General features: G+C 75.5%; 16 protein-coding genes. 8 read left to right on the top strand and 8 right to left on the bottom strand.

Features of this window, described 5'->3' with window-relative positions; genetic code table 11:
- Positions 1-62 precede the first annotated feature (62 nt).
- Complete coding sequence (locus IE271_RS22785) at positions 63-1496, bottom strand: dihydrolipoyl dehydrogenase family protein (RefSeq protein WP_190192251.1); 1434 nt, start codon at positions 1494-1496, stop codon at positions 63-65.
- On the opposite strand from IE271_RS22785, the gene trxA reads away from it, so the two are divergent.
- Complete coding sequence (gene trxA, locus IE271_RS22780; RefSeq protein ID WP_373308811.1) at positions 1472-2038, top strand: thioredoxin; 567 nt, start codon at positions 1472-1474, stop codon at positions 2036-2038. The genes IE271_RS22785 and trxA overlap by 25 nt on opposite strands.
- Before the next feature lie 261 nt (positions 2039-2299).
- Here trxA and IE271_RS22775 read toward each other — a convergent pair whose 3' ends face one another.
- Positions 2300-3352, bottom strand: coding sequence for a LacI family DNA-binding transcriptional regulator (locus IE271_RS22775; protein WP_190192249.1), 1053 nt, complete (start codon positions 3350-3352; stop codon positions 2300-2302).
- Positions 3353-3467: 115 nt separating this feature from the next.
- On the opposite strand from IE271_RS22775, the gene IE271_RS22770 reads away from it, so the two are divergent.
- Complete coding sequence (locus IE271_RS22770; protein ID WP_190192248.1) at positions 3468-3926, top strand: type II toxin-antitoxin system PemK/MazF family toxin; 459 nt, start codon at positions 3468-3470, stop codon at positions 3924-3926.
- Between the two features lie 90 nt (positions 3927-4016).
- On the opposite strand, the gene IE271_RS22765 is transcribed toward IE271_RS22770, so the two are convergent.
- Positions 4017-4865: a TIGR02452 family protein gene (locus IE271_RS22765; protein ID WP_190192247.1), complete on the bottom strand. Its 849-nt coding sequence runs from the start codon at positions 4863-4865 to the stop codon at positions 4017-4019.
- A 268-nt stretch (positions 4866-5133) separates the two neighbouring features.
- Between IE271_RS22765 and egtA the strand changes: the two genes are divergently transcribed.
- The 5 genes from egtA to IE271_RS22740 all read left to right on the top strand — a co-directional run bounded on the left by egtA (position 5134) and on the right by IE271_RS22740 (position 10024).
- Positions 5134-6429: an ergothioneine biosynthesis glutamate--cysteine ligase EgtA gene (egtA, locus tag IE271_RS22760; protein ID WP_190192246.1), complete on the top strand. Its 1296-nt coding sequence runs from the start codon at positions 5134-5136 to the stop codon at positions 6427-6429.
- Positions 6426-7772: an ergothioneine biosynthesis protein EgtB gene (gene egtB / locus IE271_RS22755; RefSeq protein WP_190192245.1), complete on the top strand. Its 1347-nt coding sequence runs from the start codon at positions 6426-6428 to the stop codon at positions 7770-7772. The genes egtA and egtB overlap by 4 nt, the downstream gene beginning before the upstream one ends.
- Positions 7772-8590, top strand: a complete 819-nt coding sequence (gene egtC, locus IE271_RS22750; protein ID WP_190192244.1) for an ergothioneine biosynthesis protein EgtC — start codon at positions 7772-7774, stop codon at positions 8588-8590. The genes egtB and egtC overlap by 1 nt, the downstream gene beginning before the upstream one ends.
- On the top strand, positions 8587-9549 hold the full coding sequence (gene egtD, locus IE271_RS22745; protein ID WP_190192243.1) for an L-histidine N(alpha)-methyltransferase: 963 nt from the start codon (positions 8587-8589) through the stop codon (positions 9547-9549). Before egtC ends, egtD begins: the two co-directional genes overlap by 4 nt.
- A gap of 259 nt (positions 9550-9808) precedes the next feature.
- Entirely contained in the window at positions 9809-10024 is a 216-nt protein-coding gene (locus IE271_RS22740; RefSeq protein ID WP_190192242.1) for a dodecin, read from the top strand.
- 59 nt (positions 10025-10083) lie between these two features.
- Here IE271_RS22740 and IE271_RS22735 read toward each other — a convergent pair whose 3' ends face one another.
- On the bottom strand, positions 10084-10572 hold the full coding sequence (locus tag IE271_RS22735) for a phosphatase domain-containing protein (protein WP_190192241.1): 489 nt from the start codon (positions 10570-10572) through the stop codon (positions 10084-10086).
- Between the two features lie 89 nt (positions 10573-10661).
- Here IE271_RS22735 and IE271_RS22730 point away from each other — a divergent pair, with 89 nt between their 5' ends.
- Positions 10662-11675 carry an LLM class flavin-dependent oxidoreductase gene (locus tag IE271_RS22730; RefSeq protein WP_190192240.1) on the top strand — a complete coding sequence of 338 codons (1014 nt, stop codon included), beginning with the start codon at positions 10662-10664 and terminating at the stop codon, positions 11673-11675.
- Positions 11676-11682: 7 nt separating this feature from the next.
- Here the strand turns inward: IE271_RS22730 and IE271_RS22725 are convergent, their stop codons facing one another.
- The 4 genes from IE271_RS22725 to IE271_RS22710 all read right to left on the bottom strand — a co-directional run bounded on the left by IE271_RS22725 (position 11683) and on the right by IE271_RS22710 (position 16373).
- Positions 11683-12501: a lysophospholipid acyltransferase family protein gene (locus tag IE271_RS22725; RefSeq protein WP_229919497.1), complete on the bottom strand. Its 819-nt coding sequence runs from the start codon at positions 12499-12501 to the stop codon at positions 11683-11685.
- Positions 12502-12617: 116 nt separating this feature from the next.
- Positions 12618-13424 (bottom strand): GNAT family N-acetyltransferase, encoded by an 807-nt coding sequence (locus IE271_RS22720; protein ID WP_190192239.1) that lies wholly within the window; start codon positions 13422-13424, stop codon positions 12618-12620.
- Positions 13425-13677: 253 nt separating this feature from the next.
- A complete protein-coding gene (locus IE271_RS22715) occupies positions 13678-14427 on the bottom strand; it encodes a succinate dehydrogenase/fumarate reductase iron-sulfur subunit (RefSeq protein WP_190192238.1) in 750 nt (249 codons plus the stop codon).
- Positions 14424-16373 (bottom strand): fumarate reductase/succinate dehydrogenase flavoprotein subunit, encoded by a 1950-nt coding sequence (locus tag IE271_RS22710; protein ID WP_190192237.1) that lies wholly within the window; start codon positions 16371-16373, stop codon positions 14424-14426. Before IE271_RS22710 ends, IE271_RS22715 begins: the two co-directional genes overlap by 4 nt.
- Between the last annotated feature and the right edge of the window lies 1 nt (position 16374).

Below are 16374 nucleotides of genomic sequence, written 5' to 3'. Positions count from 1 at the left end.
GGGGCGGGGGCCCGCCGGCGACCGCGGCCGGCGGGCCCCCGCCCCTGATCCCGTACGGACCGCTACGCGTCCCGGTACGCCTCCAGCAGCCGCAGCCACACCTCGCTGATCGTCGGGTACGACGGGACGGCGTGCCACAGCCGGCTGATCGGCACCTGCCCCACCACGGCGATCGTCGCGGAGTGGATGAGCTCGCCGACCCCGGGGCCGACGAAGGTCACCCCGCGCACGATCTCCTCCTCCAGGTCGACGACCATGCGGGCCCTGCCCTTGTAGCCGTCGGCGTACAGGCCCGCGCCGGCGACCGAGGACAGGTCGACGTCGACCGCGCGGACGCGGTGGCCCGCCCGCTCGGCCTCGGCGAGGGAGAGGCCGACCGAGGCCGCCTCCGGGTCGGTGAAGACGACCTGGGGCACGGCCGCGTGGTCGGCGGTCGCGGCGTGCGCGCCCCAGGGCTCCGTGTCCAGGACGCCGTCGCCGGCCGCGCGGGCCGCGATGGCCGCGCCCACGATCCGGGCCTGGTACTTGCCCTGATGGGTGAGGAGGGCACGGTGGCTGACGTCGCCGACCGCGTACAGCCACTCGCTGCCGGTCACCCGGCCGCTGTCGTCGACCTCAAGCCACGAGCCGTTCTCCAGGCCGACCGTGTCGAGACCGAGGTCGTCGGTGCGCGGCGCCCGCCCGGTGGCGAAGAGGATCTCGTCGGCCTCGATGCGGTCGCCGCCGTCCGTGACGACCACGACCGTGCCGCCCTCGCGGGTCACCGACTCCACCGACGTACCGGTGCGCACGTCGGCGCCGGCCTCGGTGAGGGCCCCGGCGACCAGTTCGCCCGCGAAGGGCTCCATCCGGGACAGCAGGCCCTTGCCGCGCACCAGGAGCGTGACCTGCGAGCCCAGCGCCTGCCACGCGGTGGCCATCTCGGCGGCCACGACGCCGCCGCCCACGACGACGAGGCGGCCGGGCGCCTCCTGCGCGCTGGTGGCCTCGCGGCTGGTCCAGGGCCGCACCTCCGCAAGGCCCGGCAGGTCGGGCAGCACGGCGCGGCTGCCGGTGGCGACCACGACGGCGTGCCGCGCGGTGAGCACCCGCTCCGTGCCGTCCGGTGCCGTGACCGCCACCCGGCGCTCCCCGGCCAGCCGCCCGTGCCCCCGGAACAGCCGGGCGCCGATGCCCTCCAGCCACTGGACCTGACCGTCGTCCTTCCAGTCGGAGGTGTAGTAGTTGCGGTGGGCCAGGACCTCGGAGGTGTCGAGGGGGCCCTGCACCGACCGGCGCAGGCCGGGTACGCGGCGGGCGTCGGCGCGGGCGATGACCGGGCGCAGCAGGGCCTTGCTGGGCATGCAGGCCCAGTACGAGCACTCGCCGCCGACCAGTTCGCTCTCCACGACCGCCGTGGAGAGACCGGCCGCGCGGGTGCGGTCGGCGACGTTCTCCCCCACGGGACCGGCCCCGAGCACCACGACGTCGAATGCGTTGGATTCCGTTTCCGTCATGGGGACAGTCTCGCCGGGCGTGTGTCTCGGTGCCACACGGGTACGCGCGCGGAATAGGCAGCCGAACGGCACCGCGGAATAGGCCGCCGGACGGCACCGTTGTGCGAGCGGCCGGCCCACCGGATCAGGAAGAGGGAAGTCGCATGAGCAGCACTGTGGAGCTCACCAAGGAGAACTTCGACCAGACGGTCACGGACAACGGATTCGTCCTGATCGACTTCTGGGCGTCCTGGTGCGGCCCGTGCCGCCAGTTCGCGCCCGTCTACGAGAAGGCGGCCGAGGCCAACCCCGACCTGGTCTTCGGCAAGGTCGACACGGAGGCGCAGCCGGAACTGGCCGCGGCCTTCAACATCCGGTCGATCCCGACGCTGATGATCGTGCGCGACCAGGTCGCCGTCTTCGCCCAGCCGGGCGCCCTGCCCGAGGCGGCCCTGGAGGACGTCATCGGACAGGCCAGGAAGCTGGACATGGACGAGGTCCGCAGGCAGGTCGCGGAGCAGCAGGCTGCCGCCGAGCGGCAGGGCGGCGCGCAGGACCAGTGAGCGGGCGGCGGGCGCCGGGAGCCGGCGCCCGCACCGCTTCGGCGGTCCGCCCCCCGCGGCCCCGCCGCGCGGGGCGGACCGTACGCGTTCACCGGGCCGCGCGCCTCCCCGCGGACGCACGCGGCCTTGTCGTCCGCACGCCTCCGCCCGGGACACGCGCGCCTTCTCCCGGCCGCGCGCGGGCGGTCTTTTCGTTCGCACGGCTCCGCCCGGACCCGCCCGGCCGCACGCCTTCGCCGGACGGCACCCGCGCGTCCGGCACTAGCTGGACTCCCGGGGCACGAGCCGCGCGCCCAGCACCTCGTGCGTCTCGGGCGCCGTGCCCGGTTCGCGCACCACGCGCTCGACCAGTTCCGCCAGTTCCTGCCCCGACGGCAGCTCTATGTGGACGGTGCTCAGGCGGGGGCGCAGCAGACGGCCGAGCACCAGGTCGTCGGCGCCCACGACGGACGTCTCGTCCGGGATGCCGACGCCCTCGTCCTGCAGGGCGCGCATCAGCAGCATCGCGTACTCGTCGTTGTACGCGAACACGGCGTCCAGGCCCAGGGAGCGCCAGCGGGCCGCGAGCGCGGTCGCGGACTCCTCCCGGTAGGCGAGCGGCAGTTCGGTCACCTCGGCGTCCGCCCGGCCGTGCAGGGCGTCGCGCACGCCCTGCAGGCGGGGTCTGGAGAAGAGGTCGAGGCCGGCCTCCTCGGGCAGCACGACGCCGATGCGGCGTCTGCCGCGGGCGAGCAGGTGCTCCCCCGCGCGCCGGCCGACGCCCCGCTGGTCCATCAGGAGCGCGTGCGCGCCCTCGACGCGTTCGGGGCCGAGCGTGACGACGGCGCGGGCACCGGCGCGCTTGAGGACGGCGACGCCGCGCGGGCCGAGGCCGGTGCCGGGCACCAGGACCGCGACCGGGCGCAGTTCGGCCCAGGCACGGGCCTCCTCGTCGCCCTTCAACCCGACGCCGCCGTACTGGACGACGGTGTAGTCGAGGCGGCCGAGGGCCCACTGGAGTTCGCTGAAGAACCGGCTGTAGAGCGGTCCCACGGGGACGGGCGGCGCGGGCATCAGGACCATGCGGCTGTGCCCGGCGCGCAGGCTGCGGGCGGCGGCGTGCGGCACGTACCCCAGTTCCTCGGCCGCCGCGCGGACGCGGCGGCGGGTGGGCTCGCTGATGCGGACGGCGCTGGTGTTGTTCAGGACGTAGGAGACGGTCGCACGGGAGACGCCCGCCAGCCGGGCCACGTCGGCGCTCGTCGGCACGGCGGGCGGCGCGGGGGACGTCGGAACGGGCTGTTTCGGTATCTGCTGCACCATGACCCACCGCATCCTTCCAGAAGCTCCGCCCGGCGCCTCCGGCGGGTGAACTTCCGTACGGGGTACAGGAGATCGTCCGCGCGCCCCCGCCCCGCGGGCCGCGCCACGCACGCTCTACCGTGATCACGTGACTGCCTTCACCGATGACGCCCACGCGTCCGAGACCCCGGGCCGGTACGGCCCTTCGGCGACCACCGAGGCCGAGCCCCGGCAGGTGGGACGTGTGCGGACGGAGTACTCGCCCGCGCACGACGGCGACCCCGACCCCGGCGAGATCGTCTGGACGTGGGTGCCCTACGAGGAGAACGACGGCCGGGGCAAGGACCGCCCGGTGCTCGTCGTCGCCCGCGAGGCGGCCGGCACGCTGCTCGCCGTGCAGCTGTCGAGCAGGTCCCACGGCGGGGACCGGGACTGGGTGCCGATCGGCAGCGGACCGTGGGACCGGTCGGGGCGCGACTCGTGGGTGGCCGTGGACCGCGTGCTGCGGCTGCACGAGGACGGCATGCGGCGCGAGGCGTGCGCGCTGGACCGGATGCGCTTCAACCTGGTCGTGCACCGCCTGCGGGAGCGCTACGGCTGGCACTGACCGGCGTACCGGGCCCGGGGCGCGGAGCGGGCCCGGGGCGCCCGCGCGGGTCCGGCCGGCGCCGCGGCCGGATCGCCCGCGCGGCGCGGATCACCGGCCGGAGGGCCGCGCCCGCCCCTCCCCCGCCTCGGGGAACGCCCGCTCGAACGCGGTGCGCGTCGTGGCGCCGCGCGTGCGGTCCAGTACGGCGAAGACCACCCGCTCGAAGCGGCCCGCGAACCGGCCGCCGTCCGTGAGCAGGGCCCGGAACGCCCCCGCCACCCGCGCCGGGTCGTTCCGGAAGACCCCGCAGCCCCAGGCGCCCAGGACCAGCCGCCGGTAGCCGTGCGCCGCTGCCGTCTCCAGGACCCGTCCGGCGCGGGACGCGAGGGCGGCGGGCAGCTCGCCCGCGCGGTCCGGGGCCGCGCGCAGGACGACGCCCGCATTGGGCGCGGGGGAGGTCAGGAACCCGGCGGTGTACGGCTCCTCCAGCAGTCCGCCCCGGTCGTCGCGGAAGACCGGGACGGCCGGGGAGTGGATCACCCGGTCCGTGTAGAACGGGTCGCGGTGCGCGCGGTGGTGGTCGTAGTACTCCGGCGCCTGCAGCAGGCACGTGTACAGCGCGGAGGCGCGGCACAGGGCCTCCTCCTGGGCCTGGGCGCCGTTGAGGTACCCGCCGCCCGGATTGCGCGCGGAGGCGAAGTTCAGCACGGCGACCGGACCGGGCAGCCGCCGGGCGGCCTCCAGGCTGCTCTCGCCGGTCACCTCGAACACCGTGTCCGCCGGCTCAGGCGCCGGCTCCGGCAGCGGTACCGGGTCCGGTCCGAAGAGCCGCGTCCCCCGCCGCGCCGCCTCGACGGCCGCGGCGATGTCCACCGCGCGCCCGCCGGGCGTCCGGTAGCCGCCCGCGGCCACGATCTCCTCGGTCCGCCGCGCGATCTCCCGCAGCCGCCCGCTCACCGCGTCTCCCCCGCGGTCCCGCGTCCGCCGGTTCCCGTGGTGCGGTGGGCGGGCGCGCAGGTGACGTCCCGTCGTTCTTCCCCCGTCGTGCTCATGAACGCATCGTGCGCGATGCCGATCACCCCGGGCAACCGGGTTTCCGGGTCCCGGACCCGGCGATATGCCCCCTTGTGCCAAGTGGCGTGAGGGGCTTGGGTAGGACGAGCAGTGCCGGCCCGGCCCACCCCTGCCGGGTCGGCGACAGACGGAATCCCAGGAGGTTTCCGAAATGTCCGACACAACGGCGGGCGGCTGTACGGAGCCCCGGCTGCCGGTCACCGAGGCCGAGGTGGAGGCGCTGGTCCGTGGCATCTGCTTCAAGACCGGACCGCCCCGGTTACTCGGTGTCGAGGTGGAATGGCTGGTCCGCGAGCCGGAGCGCCCCTGGCTCCCCGTCTCCCCCGAACGACTCGAAGCGGCGTACGCCGCACTGCGCACCCTGCCCCTGAGATCGGCGCTCACCGTCGAACCAGGTGGCCAGCTGGAACTCAGCTCCGCCCCCGCCGCCTCCCTGACGGAGTGCGTGGGGTCCGTCTCCGCCGATCTCGACGCCGTCCGCGCACTCCTGCGCCGGTCGGGTCTCGGCCTCGTCGGGGTGGGCCAGGATCCCTGGCAGCAGCCCCGGCGCTTCCTCCGCGAACCGCGCTACGACGCGATGGAGCGCTGCCTCGACCGCACCGGCCCCGAGGGCCGCTCCATGATGTGCTCCTCCGCCTCCGTCCAGGTGTGCCTGGACGCCGGGTACGAGGAGCCGGGACCGCTCGGCCTCGGCCGCCGCTGGTGGCTCGCGCACCAGCTGGGCGCGGTCCTGGTCGCCGCCTTCGCCCACTCCCCGCTGCGGGAGGGCCGGCCCACCGGCTGGCGCTCCACGCGGCAGTCCCTGTGGGCCGCGATGGACCCCGGCCGCACCTCCGCCCCGCCGCCCGGCGCCGATCCGCGGGCGGCCTGGGCCCGGCGCGTCCTGGACGCGCCGGTGATGTGCGTGAGAACCCCGGACGGCCCCTGGCGGGTGCCGGACGGCATGACCTTCCGGGACTGGACCCGGTCCGCCGCGCCGCCCGGCCGGGCCGACCTCGACTACCACCTGACGACCCTGTTCCCGCCGGTGCGCCCCCGCGGCCACCTGGAACTGCGCATGATCGACGCCCAGCCGGGCGACGACGGCTGGATCGTGCCGCTCGCGGTGACGACGGCCCTGTTCGACGACCCGGAGGCCGCCGAGACGGCGTACCGCACGGTCAAGCCCCTGGCGGAGCGGGCGGGTTCCGCGCCCGCCCCCGTCAACCCGCTGTGGACCGCGGCGGCCCGCTCCGGCCTGGCCGACCCCGAGCTGCGGGACGCGGCGGCCGCCTGCTTCGCGGCCGCGGCCGAGGCGCTGCCCCGGCTCGGCGCCCCGGACCGCGTCCGGGAGGCGGTGGCGGACTTCACGGCGCGCCACGTGGCCCGCGGCCGCTGCCCCGCCGACGACCTGCTCGACGCCGTCGCCGACCCCCGGCACCCGTACGGGAAGGAGCTCAGCACATGACCGCCACCGGCCCCTCGGCCGACGACACGCTCCACGACCCCGAGGCCCTGCGCCGGCGCGCGCTGGCGGCGCTGACCGCGGCCCGCGAGCGCACCGCCCTGCTCACCGACTGCGTGGACGGCCCCGAGCTGACCGCCCAGCACTCGCCGCTGATGTCCCCGCTGGTGTGGGACCTCGCGCACATCGGCAACCAGGAGGAGCTGTGGCTGCTGCGCGCGGTGGCCGGGCGCGAGGCGATGCGGCCCGAGATCGACGGCCTGTACGACGCCTTCGAGCACCCGCGCGCCGAACGGCCCTCGCTGCCGCTGCTGCCGCCCGAGGAGGCCCGGCGCTACGCCGCCGAGGTGCGCGGCCGGGCCCTGGACGTCCTGGAGGACGCCGCGTTCCTGGGCGGCCCGCGGCTGACCGAGGCGGGGTTCGCCTTCGGCATGGTCGCCCAGCACGAGCAGCAGCACGACGAGACCATGCTGGTCACCCACCAGCTGCGCCGGGGTCCGGCCGCCCTCACCGCTCCGGACCCCGCCCCCGCCCCGCCGTTCACCGGGCCGTCGGAGGTGTTCGTCCCCGGCGGCCCGTTCACCATGGGCACCTCCGCCGAACCGTGGGCGCTGGACAACGAGCGCCCCGCGCACCGGCGGTTCGTGCCGCCGTTCCACATCGACACCACCCCGGTGACGAACGGCGCGTACCAGGCGTTCATCGCGGACGGCGGCTACGACGACCCCCGCTGGTGGGCCCCGGACGGCTGGGCGCACATACGCGCCCACTCCATCGGGGCGCCGCTGTTCTGGCGCCGCGAGGGCACCGGCTGGCTGCGGCGGCGCTTCGGCGTCACCGAGGCCGTCCCGCCGGACGAACCGGTGCTGCACGTCAGCTGGTACGAGGCCGACGCCTACGCGCGCTGGGCCGGGCGGCGGCTGCCCACCGAGGCCGAGTGGGAGAAGGCCGCCCGCTTCGACCCGGCCTCGGGCCGGTCCCGGCGCTATCCGTGGGGCGACGCCGACCCGGCGCCCGAGCACGCCAACCTCGGGCAGCGCCACCTGCGCCCGGCCCCGGCCGGCAGCTACCCGGCGGGCGCCTCGCCGCTGGGCGTGCACCAGCTGATCGGCGACGTGTGGGAGTGGACGTCGAGCGACTTCCTGCCCTACCCCGGGTTCGCGGCCTTCCCGTACAGGGAGTACTCGGAGGTGTTCTTCGGGCCCGAGTACAAGGTGCTGCGGGGCGGCTCGTTCGCCGTCGACCCCGTGGCCTGCCGGGGCACGTTCCGCAACTGGGACTATCCGGTGCGGCGGCAGATCTTCTCCGGCTTCCGGACCGCGCGGGACGCGGCGGAGCAGATCTGATGTGCCGTCACATCGCTTATCTGGGGCCCGACGAGCCGCTCGGACGGCTCCTGGTGGACCCGCCGCACGGCCTGTTCCGCCAGTCGTGGGCGCCGCGCCGGCAGCGCCACGGGACCGTCAACGCCGACGGCTTCGGGGTCGGCTGGTACGCCGAGGGCGACCCGGTGCCCGGCCGCTACCGGCGGTCGGGACCGATCTGGGGCGACCTGTCCTTCGCCGACCTGGCGCGCGTGGTGCGCTCGGGGGCGCTGCTCGGCGCGGTGCGCGACGCGACCGCGCCGGGTGCGGACGGGGAGGCCGCGGCGGCGCCGTTCGCCGCGGGCCCCTGGCTGTTCAGCCACAACGGCGCGGTCACCGGCTGGCCGCGCTCCCTGGCCCCGCTCGCGCACGGCCTGCCGCCCGACGAGCTGCTGTCGATGGAGGCCCGCAACGACTCGGCGCTGGTGTGGGCCCTGGCCCTGAACCGGCTGCGCGGCGGCGACGAGGAGGCGCAGGCCCTGGCCGACACGGTCCTGGAGGTCGCCGCGGCGGCCCCCGGCTCCCGGCTCAACCTGCTGCTCACGAACGGCGAGACGATCGCCGCCACCGCCTGGGGCGACACCCTGTGGTACCTGGCCGAGCCCGGCCGCCGCACGGTCGTCGCGTCCGAGCCCTACGACGACGACCCGCACTGGCGCCAGGTGCCGGACCGCACGCTGCTCGCGGCGAGCCGCACCGACGTCCTGCTCACCCCGCTGAAGGACCCGCGCGAGGCGTACGGACCCGGGACGCCGTCCGCACCCGGCGCGCCCGGCCGGCCCGAGGAGCCCCCGTCATGAGCGAGTTCCTGCTGACCCGCACCCTGCCCGAGGACGCCACCGGGGCCGCGCTCCGCGCCGACGTCCTGACCGGCCTGACGCGCACGCCCAAGACGCTGCCGCCGAAGTGGTTCTACGACGCGCACGGCAGCGAACTCTTCGAGAGGATCACCGAACTGCCCGAGTACTACCCGACCCGCGCGGAGCGCGAGATCCTCCTCGCCCGCGGTCCGGACATCGCCGCCGCGACCGGGGCGCGCACCCTGGTGGAGCTGGGCTCCGGCTCCTCCGACAAGACCCGGCACCTGCTGGACGCCCTGACCGGCCTGCGCACGTACGTGCCGGTGGACGTCAGCGGGAGCGCCCTGGAGCGGGCGGGCCGGGCGCTGGCGGCCGAGCGCCCGGCCCTGTCCGTGCACGCGCTGGTCGCCGACTTCACCGATGGCCTCGCGCTGCCCGGCACGCCGGGGCCGCGGCTCGTGGCGTTCCTCGGCGGCACGATCGGCAACCTGCTGCCCGCCGAGCGCGCCGCGTTCCTGGCGTCCCTGCGCGCCCTGATGTCGCCCGGCGACGCGCTGCTGCTCGGCACGGACCTGGTCAAGGACCCGTCCGTGCTGGTCCCGGCCTACGACGACGCGGCCGGCGTGACGGCGGCGTTCAACAGGAACGTGCTGAACGTCGTCAACCGCGAACTCGGCGCCGACTTCGACCCCGGCGCCTTCCGCCACGTCGCGCTCTGGGACGCGGAGCGGGAGTGGATCGAGATGCGGCTGCGCGCCCGCACGGCGATGACCGTGAAGGTCCGCGCCCTGGACCTGACGGTGGAGTTCGCGGCGGGCGAGGAGGTGCGCACGGAGGTGTCGGCGAAGTTCCGCGAGGAGGGGGTGCGCGGCGAGCTCGCCGCCGCGGGCCTGGACCTCGTCCACTGGTGGACGGACCGGGAGGAACGTTTCGCGCTGTCGCTGAGCACGGTGCGCTAGACACCGCGGGCGGGCCGCCGGCCGCCTTCCTCCGGGCGCGGCCCCCGCGGCCGCCTCTCTCCGGGTGCGGCGCCCGTACGGCTCCCGGGCCGTACGGGCGCCGCACCCGTCCGAGTGGGCCGGGAACCGCCCCGGGCCGCACGGGCGCGTACCCGCCCTGCTGGGCCGGACGGCCGGTGGCCGCCTCGCGCCGCCGTGCTCCGTGGGGCACCGTGGAATCACGCGTGGCCCACCGGCCACGGCCGAGAGGAGCACCCGCATGTCCGACAACGTCTACCGGGTCACCGAGATCTACGGGACCTCGCAGGAGGGCGTCGACCAGGCCATCCGCAACGGCATCAGCCGTGCCTCGCAGACGCTGCGCAACCTGGACTGGTTCGAGATCACCCAGGTCCGCGGGCAGATCGAGAACGGGCGGATCGAGCACTACCAGGTCGGCCTGAAGATCGGCTTCCGGCTGGACGACGAGGGCTGAGACCCGGTCCGCGGCCGCCCCGCCGGGGCCCGGCCGCCGGAGTGCGCGCGGGACGTCCCTCAGGTGCGCCCCTCGCGCTCCTGCGCCGTCCGCAGCTCCGCCGACGGGGCCGCCCAGTCGGCCCGTACGACCGGGAAGCCCGCCCGCTCGGCGTCCCGGCAGACCAGTTCGTCGTCGTCCACGAGCACCCGGACCGTGCGGTTCCGGGCGAGCCCGCGCAGGATCTCCAGCTTGGTGCGGCGGGCGGGCCTGCGGTCGTCGTTCCGCCGCATCCACAGCCGGCCCGCGGGCAGGCCCTGCGCGGCGAGCCAGTCGAGCGTGTCCCGGCGGCAGCGCTCGGGCCGACCGGTGAGGTAGACGACCTCGCACTCCTCGGCGTGGGCGCGCGCCAGCGCGACGCCCTCGGCCAGCGGCGGGTCGCCGGGCGCCGCCGCGAAGAAGGCGTCCCAGTCGCGCGGCCTGCGCTCCAGGTACCGCTGCCGGTGCGCGGTGTCCGCGAGCGTCCCGTCCAGGTCGAACACGGCCAGGGGCCTGGCGGTCTCCGTCATGCCGGCCAGCCTAGGCGGTCGCCCCGGATCACACGGCGTGTGAGGGGCCCGTCCGGGAATCCGAGCGGATCACGAGCGTTGTACCCCGTGTGAGCTCAGTGATCGCGTCGACCCGTTTCTCCGTCCTGGACCGCTCCCGCACCCGGGAGGGGCACCCGGACGGTGAGGCGCTGCGGGACACCGTGGCGCTCGCCGGCGAGCTGGAGCGGCTCGGCTACCACCGCTTCTGGGTGTCGGAGCACCACGGCGTCCCCGGGGTCGCCGGTTCCGCGCCGACCGTGCTGGCGGCGGCCGTCGCCGCCGCGACGCGCACGATCCGCGTCGGCACCGGCGGCGTGATGCTGCCCAACCACCGGCCGCTGGTGGTGGCCGAGCAGTTCGGCGTCCTGGAGTCGCTCTTCCCCGGGCGGATCGACATGGGGCTCGGCCGGTCGGTGGGCTTCACCGACGGGGTGCGCAGGGCGCTGGGCCGCGACAAGGGCGACGCCGAGGACTTCGCCGGGCAGCTCGGCGAACTGCTCGGCTGGTTCCGCGGCACCTCCCCGACCGGGGTGCACGCGCGGCCCGCGGAGGGGCTGACCGTGCCACCCTTCGTCCTGGCCATGGGCGAGGGCGCGGCGATCGCCGCCCGCGCGGGCCTGCCCATGGTCATCGGCGATCTGCGCGACCGCGACAGGATGCGGCGCGGCGTCGACCGCTACCGCGCGGAGTTCCGCCCGTCCGCCTGGTCGGCCGAGCCGTACGTCGTCGTCTCCGGCACGGTCGCGGTGGCCGCCACGCCGGAGGCGGCGCACCGGCTGCTGCTCCCGGAGGCCTGGTCGATGGCGTACGCGCGCACGCGCGGGACGTTCCCGCCGCTGCCGCCCGCCGAGCGCGTCGAGGCGCTGACGATGTCGGAGAAGGAGCGCGGTCTCTTCGAGTCCGGTCTGAAGGGCCACGTCGCCGGTACGGAGGAGCAGGTCGCCGCCGCCCTGGAGACGCTGATCGAGGAGACGGGCGCCCAGGAGGTCCTGGTCACGACCAGCACGTACGACCGGGACGCCCTCCTGGACTCCCACCGCAGGCTGGCCCGGATCGCGGGCCTGGCCGGGGCCGCCGCCTGACGTGCCGTCAGGGATGGACCGCCGGGGTGCCGCCGTCGCCCCGCACGGCGTCCTGCGCGAGCCGGGCGAGGGTCCGCCGGTCCGGTGCCGCGCCGGGCGGGATCACCGGCAGCACCCGCACCTCGGCGACCAGGCCGCGCGCCGAGGCGACCCGCCACAGGGAGGCGAGCAGCGTGTCGTCGCCGACGAACGCCGGGACCGCGCTCACGCCCGTCGGCCCGGCGCGCCCGTCGAGCCGGTAGCGGACGCGTACGGGCTGCACGGGCACGGCGGCGTCCAGCGCGGCCTGGAACACCGCCCGCCGGAAGCGCCCCCGGGCGCGGCCGCACCAGGTGCTGCCCTCGGGGAAGACGGTGACCGCCCGGCCGGCGCGCAGCGCGTCCGCGATCCGCGCCACCGTGCCGGGCAGCGCGCGCAGCCGGTCGCGGTCGAGGAAGAGGGTCCCGGCCCACGCGGCCAGCGCGCCCGCCACGGGCCAGGCGCGCACCTCGGCCTTGGCGAGCATCCGGGCGGGCCGGACCGCGGCGAGCAGTGGCACGTCCAGCCAGGAGACGTGGTCGGCCACCAGCAGCAGCCCGCCGGGGGGCGGGGCGGCGCCGGTGACGCGCACCCGGACCCCCGCGGTCCGCGCGAGGGCCAGACTCCAGCCCCGTACCAGCCGCTCCCGCGCGCCCGCGGGACCGCGCGCGGCGGCCGCGACGGCCGTGATCCCGGCGGCGAGCAGGAGCAGCAGCGCCGTGAGCCGGACGACGGCCCGTACCCGGGCCGCGGCCGTCCGGGCACTTCCGCGCACGCAGCCGCCGGGTGTGCAGGGAGCGCTGGGCAGCCAGGCGCTCCCGGCCGTCCGGGGCGAGGGCCGCGCGTCCCCGGCGGGCGTGCGCGGCGCCGGGACCGCGTCGGGCGGGGCCACCGGGAGGGCGCCCCGGTGGCGGACCGTCCCGCTCACGCCGGGACGAGCGACAGGAAGTGCCGCAGGTAGCGTGCGTCGACGCGGCGCATCGACAGCAGGACGAACAGGTCGGCGACGCCGAAGTCGGGGTCGTGGGCGGGCGGCGAGCAGACGTACGCGCCGAGGCGGAGGTAGCCGCGCAGCAGCGCGGGCAGCTCGGCGCGCTCGGGCCGGGCCACGCCGTCGGGGATCCAGGGCAGGAGCGGGCGGACCCGGTACTCCTCCGGCGCCAGGTGCCCGCGCCGGACGCGGTCCCAGGCGCCCGCGGCCAGGGCGCCGCCGTCGGCCAGCGGGATCGAGCAGCAGCCGGCCAGCCACTCGTGGCCCCGGTCGGTCATGTAGCGGGCGATGCCGGCCCAGATCAGGCCGACGACCGCGCCGTCGCGGTGGTCGGGGTGGACGCAGGACCGGCCGACCTCGACGAGGCCGGGGCGCAGGGCGTCGATCGGGGCGAGGTCGAACTCGTCCTCCGCGTACAGGCGGCCCGCGACGGCGGCGCGCTCGGGCGGCAGCAGCCGGTAGGTGCCGACGACCTGGTCCGTGGTGGTGTCGCGGACCAGCAGGTGGTCGCAGTAGGCGTCGAAGGAGTCGATGTCGTGGCCCGGCTCCGGGGTGGCGAGCAGGGCGCCCATCTCGCCGGCGAAGACGTCGTGGCGCAGCCGCTGGGCGGCGCGGACGTCGGCCTCGTCGCGGGCGAGGGAGACGGTGTAACGGGGGCCGGGCGGCGTGGCCCGGGCGGGGACGGTCCGGCGGGCGCCGGACGGCTGCGGGGATGCGTCGAGGGTGGGAACGCCGGTCATGGCACTCTCCTGGTCGCGGCCGGGTGCGGCGGTTCGGCGGCGGACCCGGGGACGTGCGGTCCGCGCGCTCCTGTTCTCCCGGTGCCGGCTGACCTCGACGTGACTCATGACAAGAGCCGGGATGTGCGGTTGCTGAATGCCCGGGGGCGCCCCGGGGCTCTTCCCGGCGGGTGCTGACGGGACCGGGGGAGAGCACCGTCCCCCGGTCCCGCCCGTCCGCACCCTGCCGGCGAACGTCCTGGTGAAGTGGCGGTTACCGCTTGCCCGCCTTGCGGGTCGCGCGCAGCCACTCCTTGTTCATGCCCGTGATGGACATCAGCGGGATGCCCTTCGGGCAGGCGGTGGCGCACTCCCCGGTGAGCGTGCAGCCGCCGAAGCCCTCCTCGTCCATCTGGGCCACCATGTCGAGCACGCGGGTCTCGCGCTCGGGCGCGCCCTGCGGCAGCACGTTCAGGTGGTTGATCTTGGCCGAGGTGAAGAGCATGGCCGCGCCGTTGGGGCAGGCCGCCACGCAGGCGCCGCAGCCGATGCACTCGGCGTGCTCGAAGGCGAAGTCGGCGTCCGGCTTCGGCACCGGCGTGGAGTGGGCCTCGGGCGCGGCGCCGGTGGGCGCGGTGATGTAGCCGCCGGCCTGGATGATGCGGTCGAAGGCCGACCGGTCGACGACGAGGTCCTTCACGACCGGGAAGGCCGCGGCCCGCCACGGCTCGACGTCGATCGTGTCGCCGTCCTCGAAGGACCGCATGTGCAGCTGGCAGGTGGTGGTGCGCTCCGGCCCGTGCGCGTCGCCGTTGATGACGAGCGAGCAGGCGCCGCAGATGCCCTCGCGGCAGTCGTGGTCGAAGGCGACCGGGTCCTCGCCCTTGAGGATGAGCTCCTCGTTGAGGGTGTCCAGCATCTCCAGGAAGGACATGTCGGGCGAGATGCCGTCCACCTCGTAGGTGGACATCGCTCCGTCGGCGTCGGCGTTCTTCTGCCGCCAGACGCGCAGGGTGAGCTTCATGCGTAGCTCCGCTGAGTGGGGTGGACGTACTCGAAGACCAGGTCTTCCTTGTGCAGGACGGGCGCGGTGCCGGTGCCGGCGAACTCCCAGGCGGCCGCGTAGGAGAACTCCTCGTCCTTGCGGGCGGCCTCGCCGTCCGGGGTCTGCGACTCCTCGCGGAAGTGGCCGCCGCAGGACTCGGAGCGGTGCAGCGCGTCGAGGCACATCAGCTCGGCGAGCTCCAGGTAGTCGACGATCCGGTTGGCCTTCTCCAGCGACTGGTTGAACTCCTCACCGGTGCCGGGGACCTTGATCCGCCGCCAGAACTCCTCGCGGATCTGCGGGATGCGCTCCAGGGCCTTGCGCAGGCCGCTGTCCGTGCGGGCCATGCCGCAGAACTCCCACATCAGCTCGCCCACCTCGCGGTGGAAGGAGTCGGGCGTGCGGTCGCCGTCGACGGCCAGCAGCCGGGCGAGCCGGTCCTCGGTCTCGGTGACGACCTCGCGGACCACCGGGTGGTCGTCGGTGACGTCCTCGTGGTGCGGGTTGCGGGCGAGGTAGTCGTTGATCGTGGCCGGCAGCACGAAGTAGCCGTCGGCCAGGCCCTGCATCAGCGCGGAGGCGCCGAGCCGGTTCGCGCCGTGGTCGGAGAAGTTGGCCTCGCCGATCGCGAAGAGGCCGGGGACGGTGGTCTGCAGGTCGTAGTCGACCCACAGGCCGCCCATCGTGTAGTGCACGGCCGGGTAGATCCGCATCGGCACCTCGTACGGATCCTCGTCGGTGATCCGCTGGTACATGTCGAAGAGGTTGCCGTACTTGGCCTCGACGGCCTTGCGGCCCATGCGCCGGATCGCGTCCGCGAAGTCCAGGTAGACGCCCTGGCCGCCGGGGCCGACGCCGCGGCCCTCGTCGCAGACGTTCTTGGCGGCGCGGGAGGCGATGTCGCGGGGCACGAGGTTGCCGAAGGAGGGGTAGATGCGCTCCAGGTAGTAGTCGCGCTCGTCCTCGGGGATCTCGTTCGCGGGCCGGGTGTCGCCCTTGGCCTTGGGCACCCAGATGCGGCCGTCGTTGCGCAGCGACTCGCTCATCAGCGTCAGCTTGGACTGGTGGTCGCCGGTGCGCGGGATGCAGGTGGGGTGGATCTGGGTGAAGCAGGGGTTGGCGAAGTAGGCGCCGCGCCGGTGCGCCCGCCACACGGCGGTCGCGTTGGAGTTCATGGCGTTGGTCGACAGGTAGAACACGTTGCCGTAGCCGCCGGAGGCGAGCACGACGGCGTCCGCGAAGTAGGTGTCGATCTTCCCGGTGATCAGGTCGCGGGCGACGATGCCGCGGGCCCGCCCGTCGACCACGATCAGGTCGAGCATCTCGGTGCGCGGGTGCATCTCGATGTTGCCGGCCGCGATCTGCCGGGACAGCGCCTGGTACGCGCCGAGCAGCAGCTGCTGGCCCGTCTGGCCGCGGGCGTAGAAGGTGCGCGAGACCTGCACGCCGCCGAAGGAGCGGGTGTCGAGCAGGCCGCCGTACTCGCGGGCGAAGGGCACGCCCTGCGCCACGCACTGGTCGATGATCTCCACGGAGATCTGGGCGAGCCGGTGGACGTTGGACTCGCGGGCGCGGAAGTCGCCGCCCTTGACCGTGTCGTAGAACAGGCGGTGGATCGAGTCGCCGTCGTTGCGGTAGTTCTTCGCGGCGTTGATGCCGCCCTGCGCGGCGATGGAGTGGGCGCGGCGCGGGGAGTCCTGGTAGCAGAACTGCACCACGTGGTAGCCCTGCTCGGCGAGGGTGGCGCCGGCGGAGCCGCCCGCGAGGCCGGTTCCCACCACGATCACGGTGTGCTTGCGCCGGTTGGCGGGGTTGACCAGCTTGGCCTCGAAGCGGCGGGTGTCCCAGCGCTCGTTGATCGGGCCGGTGGGGGCCTTGGTGTCGACGACCGGCTCACCGGTCGTGTAGTCGGCGTAGGAGGTCATG

The sequence above is a fragment of the Streptomyces minutiscleroticus genome, from assembly GCF_014650875.1.
GTDB lineage: Bacteria > Actinomycetota > Actinomycetes > Streptomycetales > Streptomycetaceae > Streptomyces > Streptomyces minutiscleroticus.
Note: the sequence above shows the minus strand (reverse complement) of the source record. Positions and strands in the feature narration are given on the sequence as shown.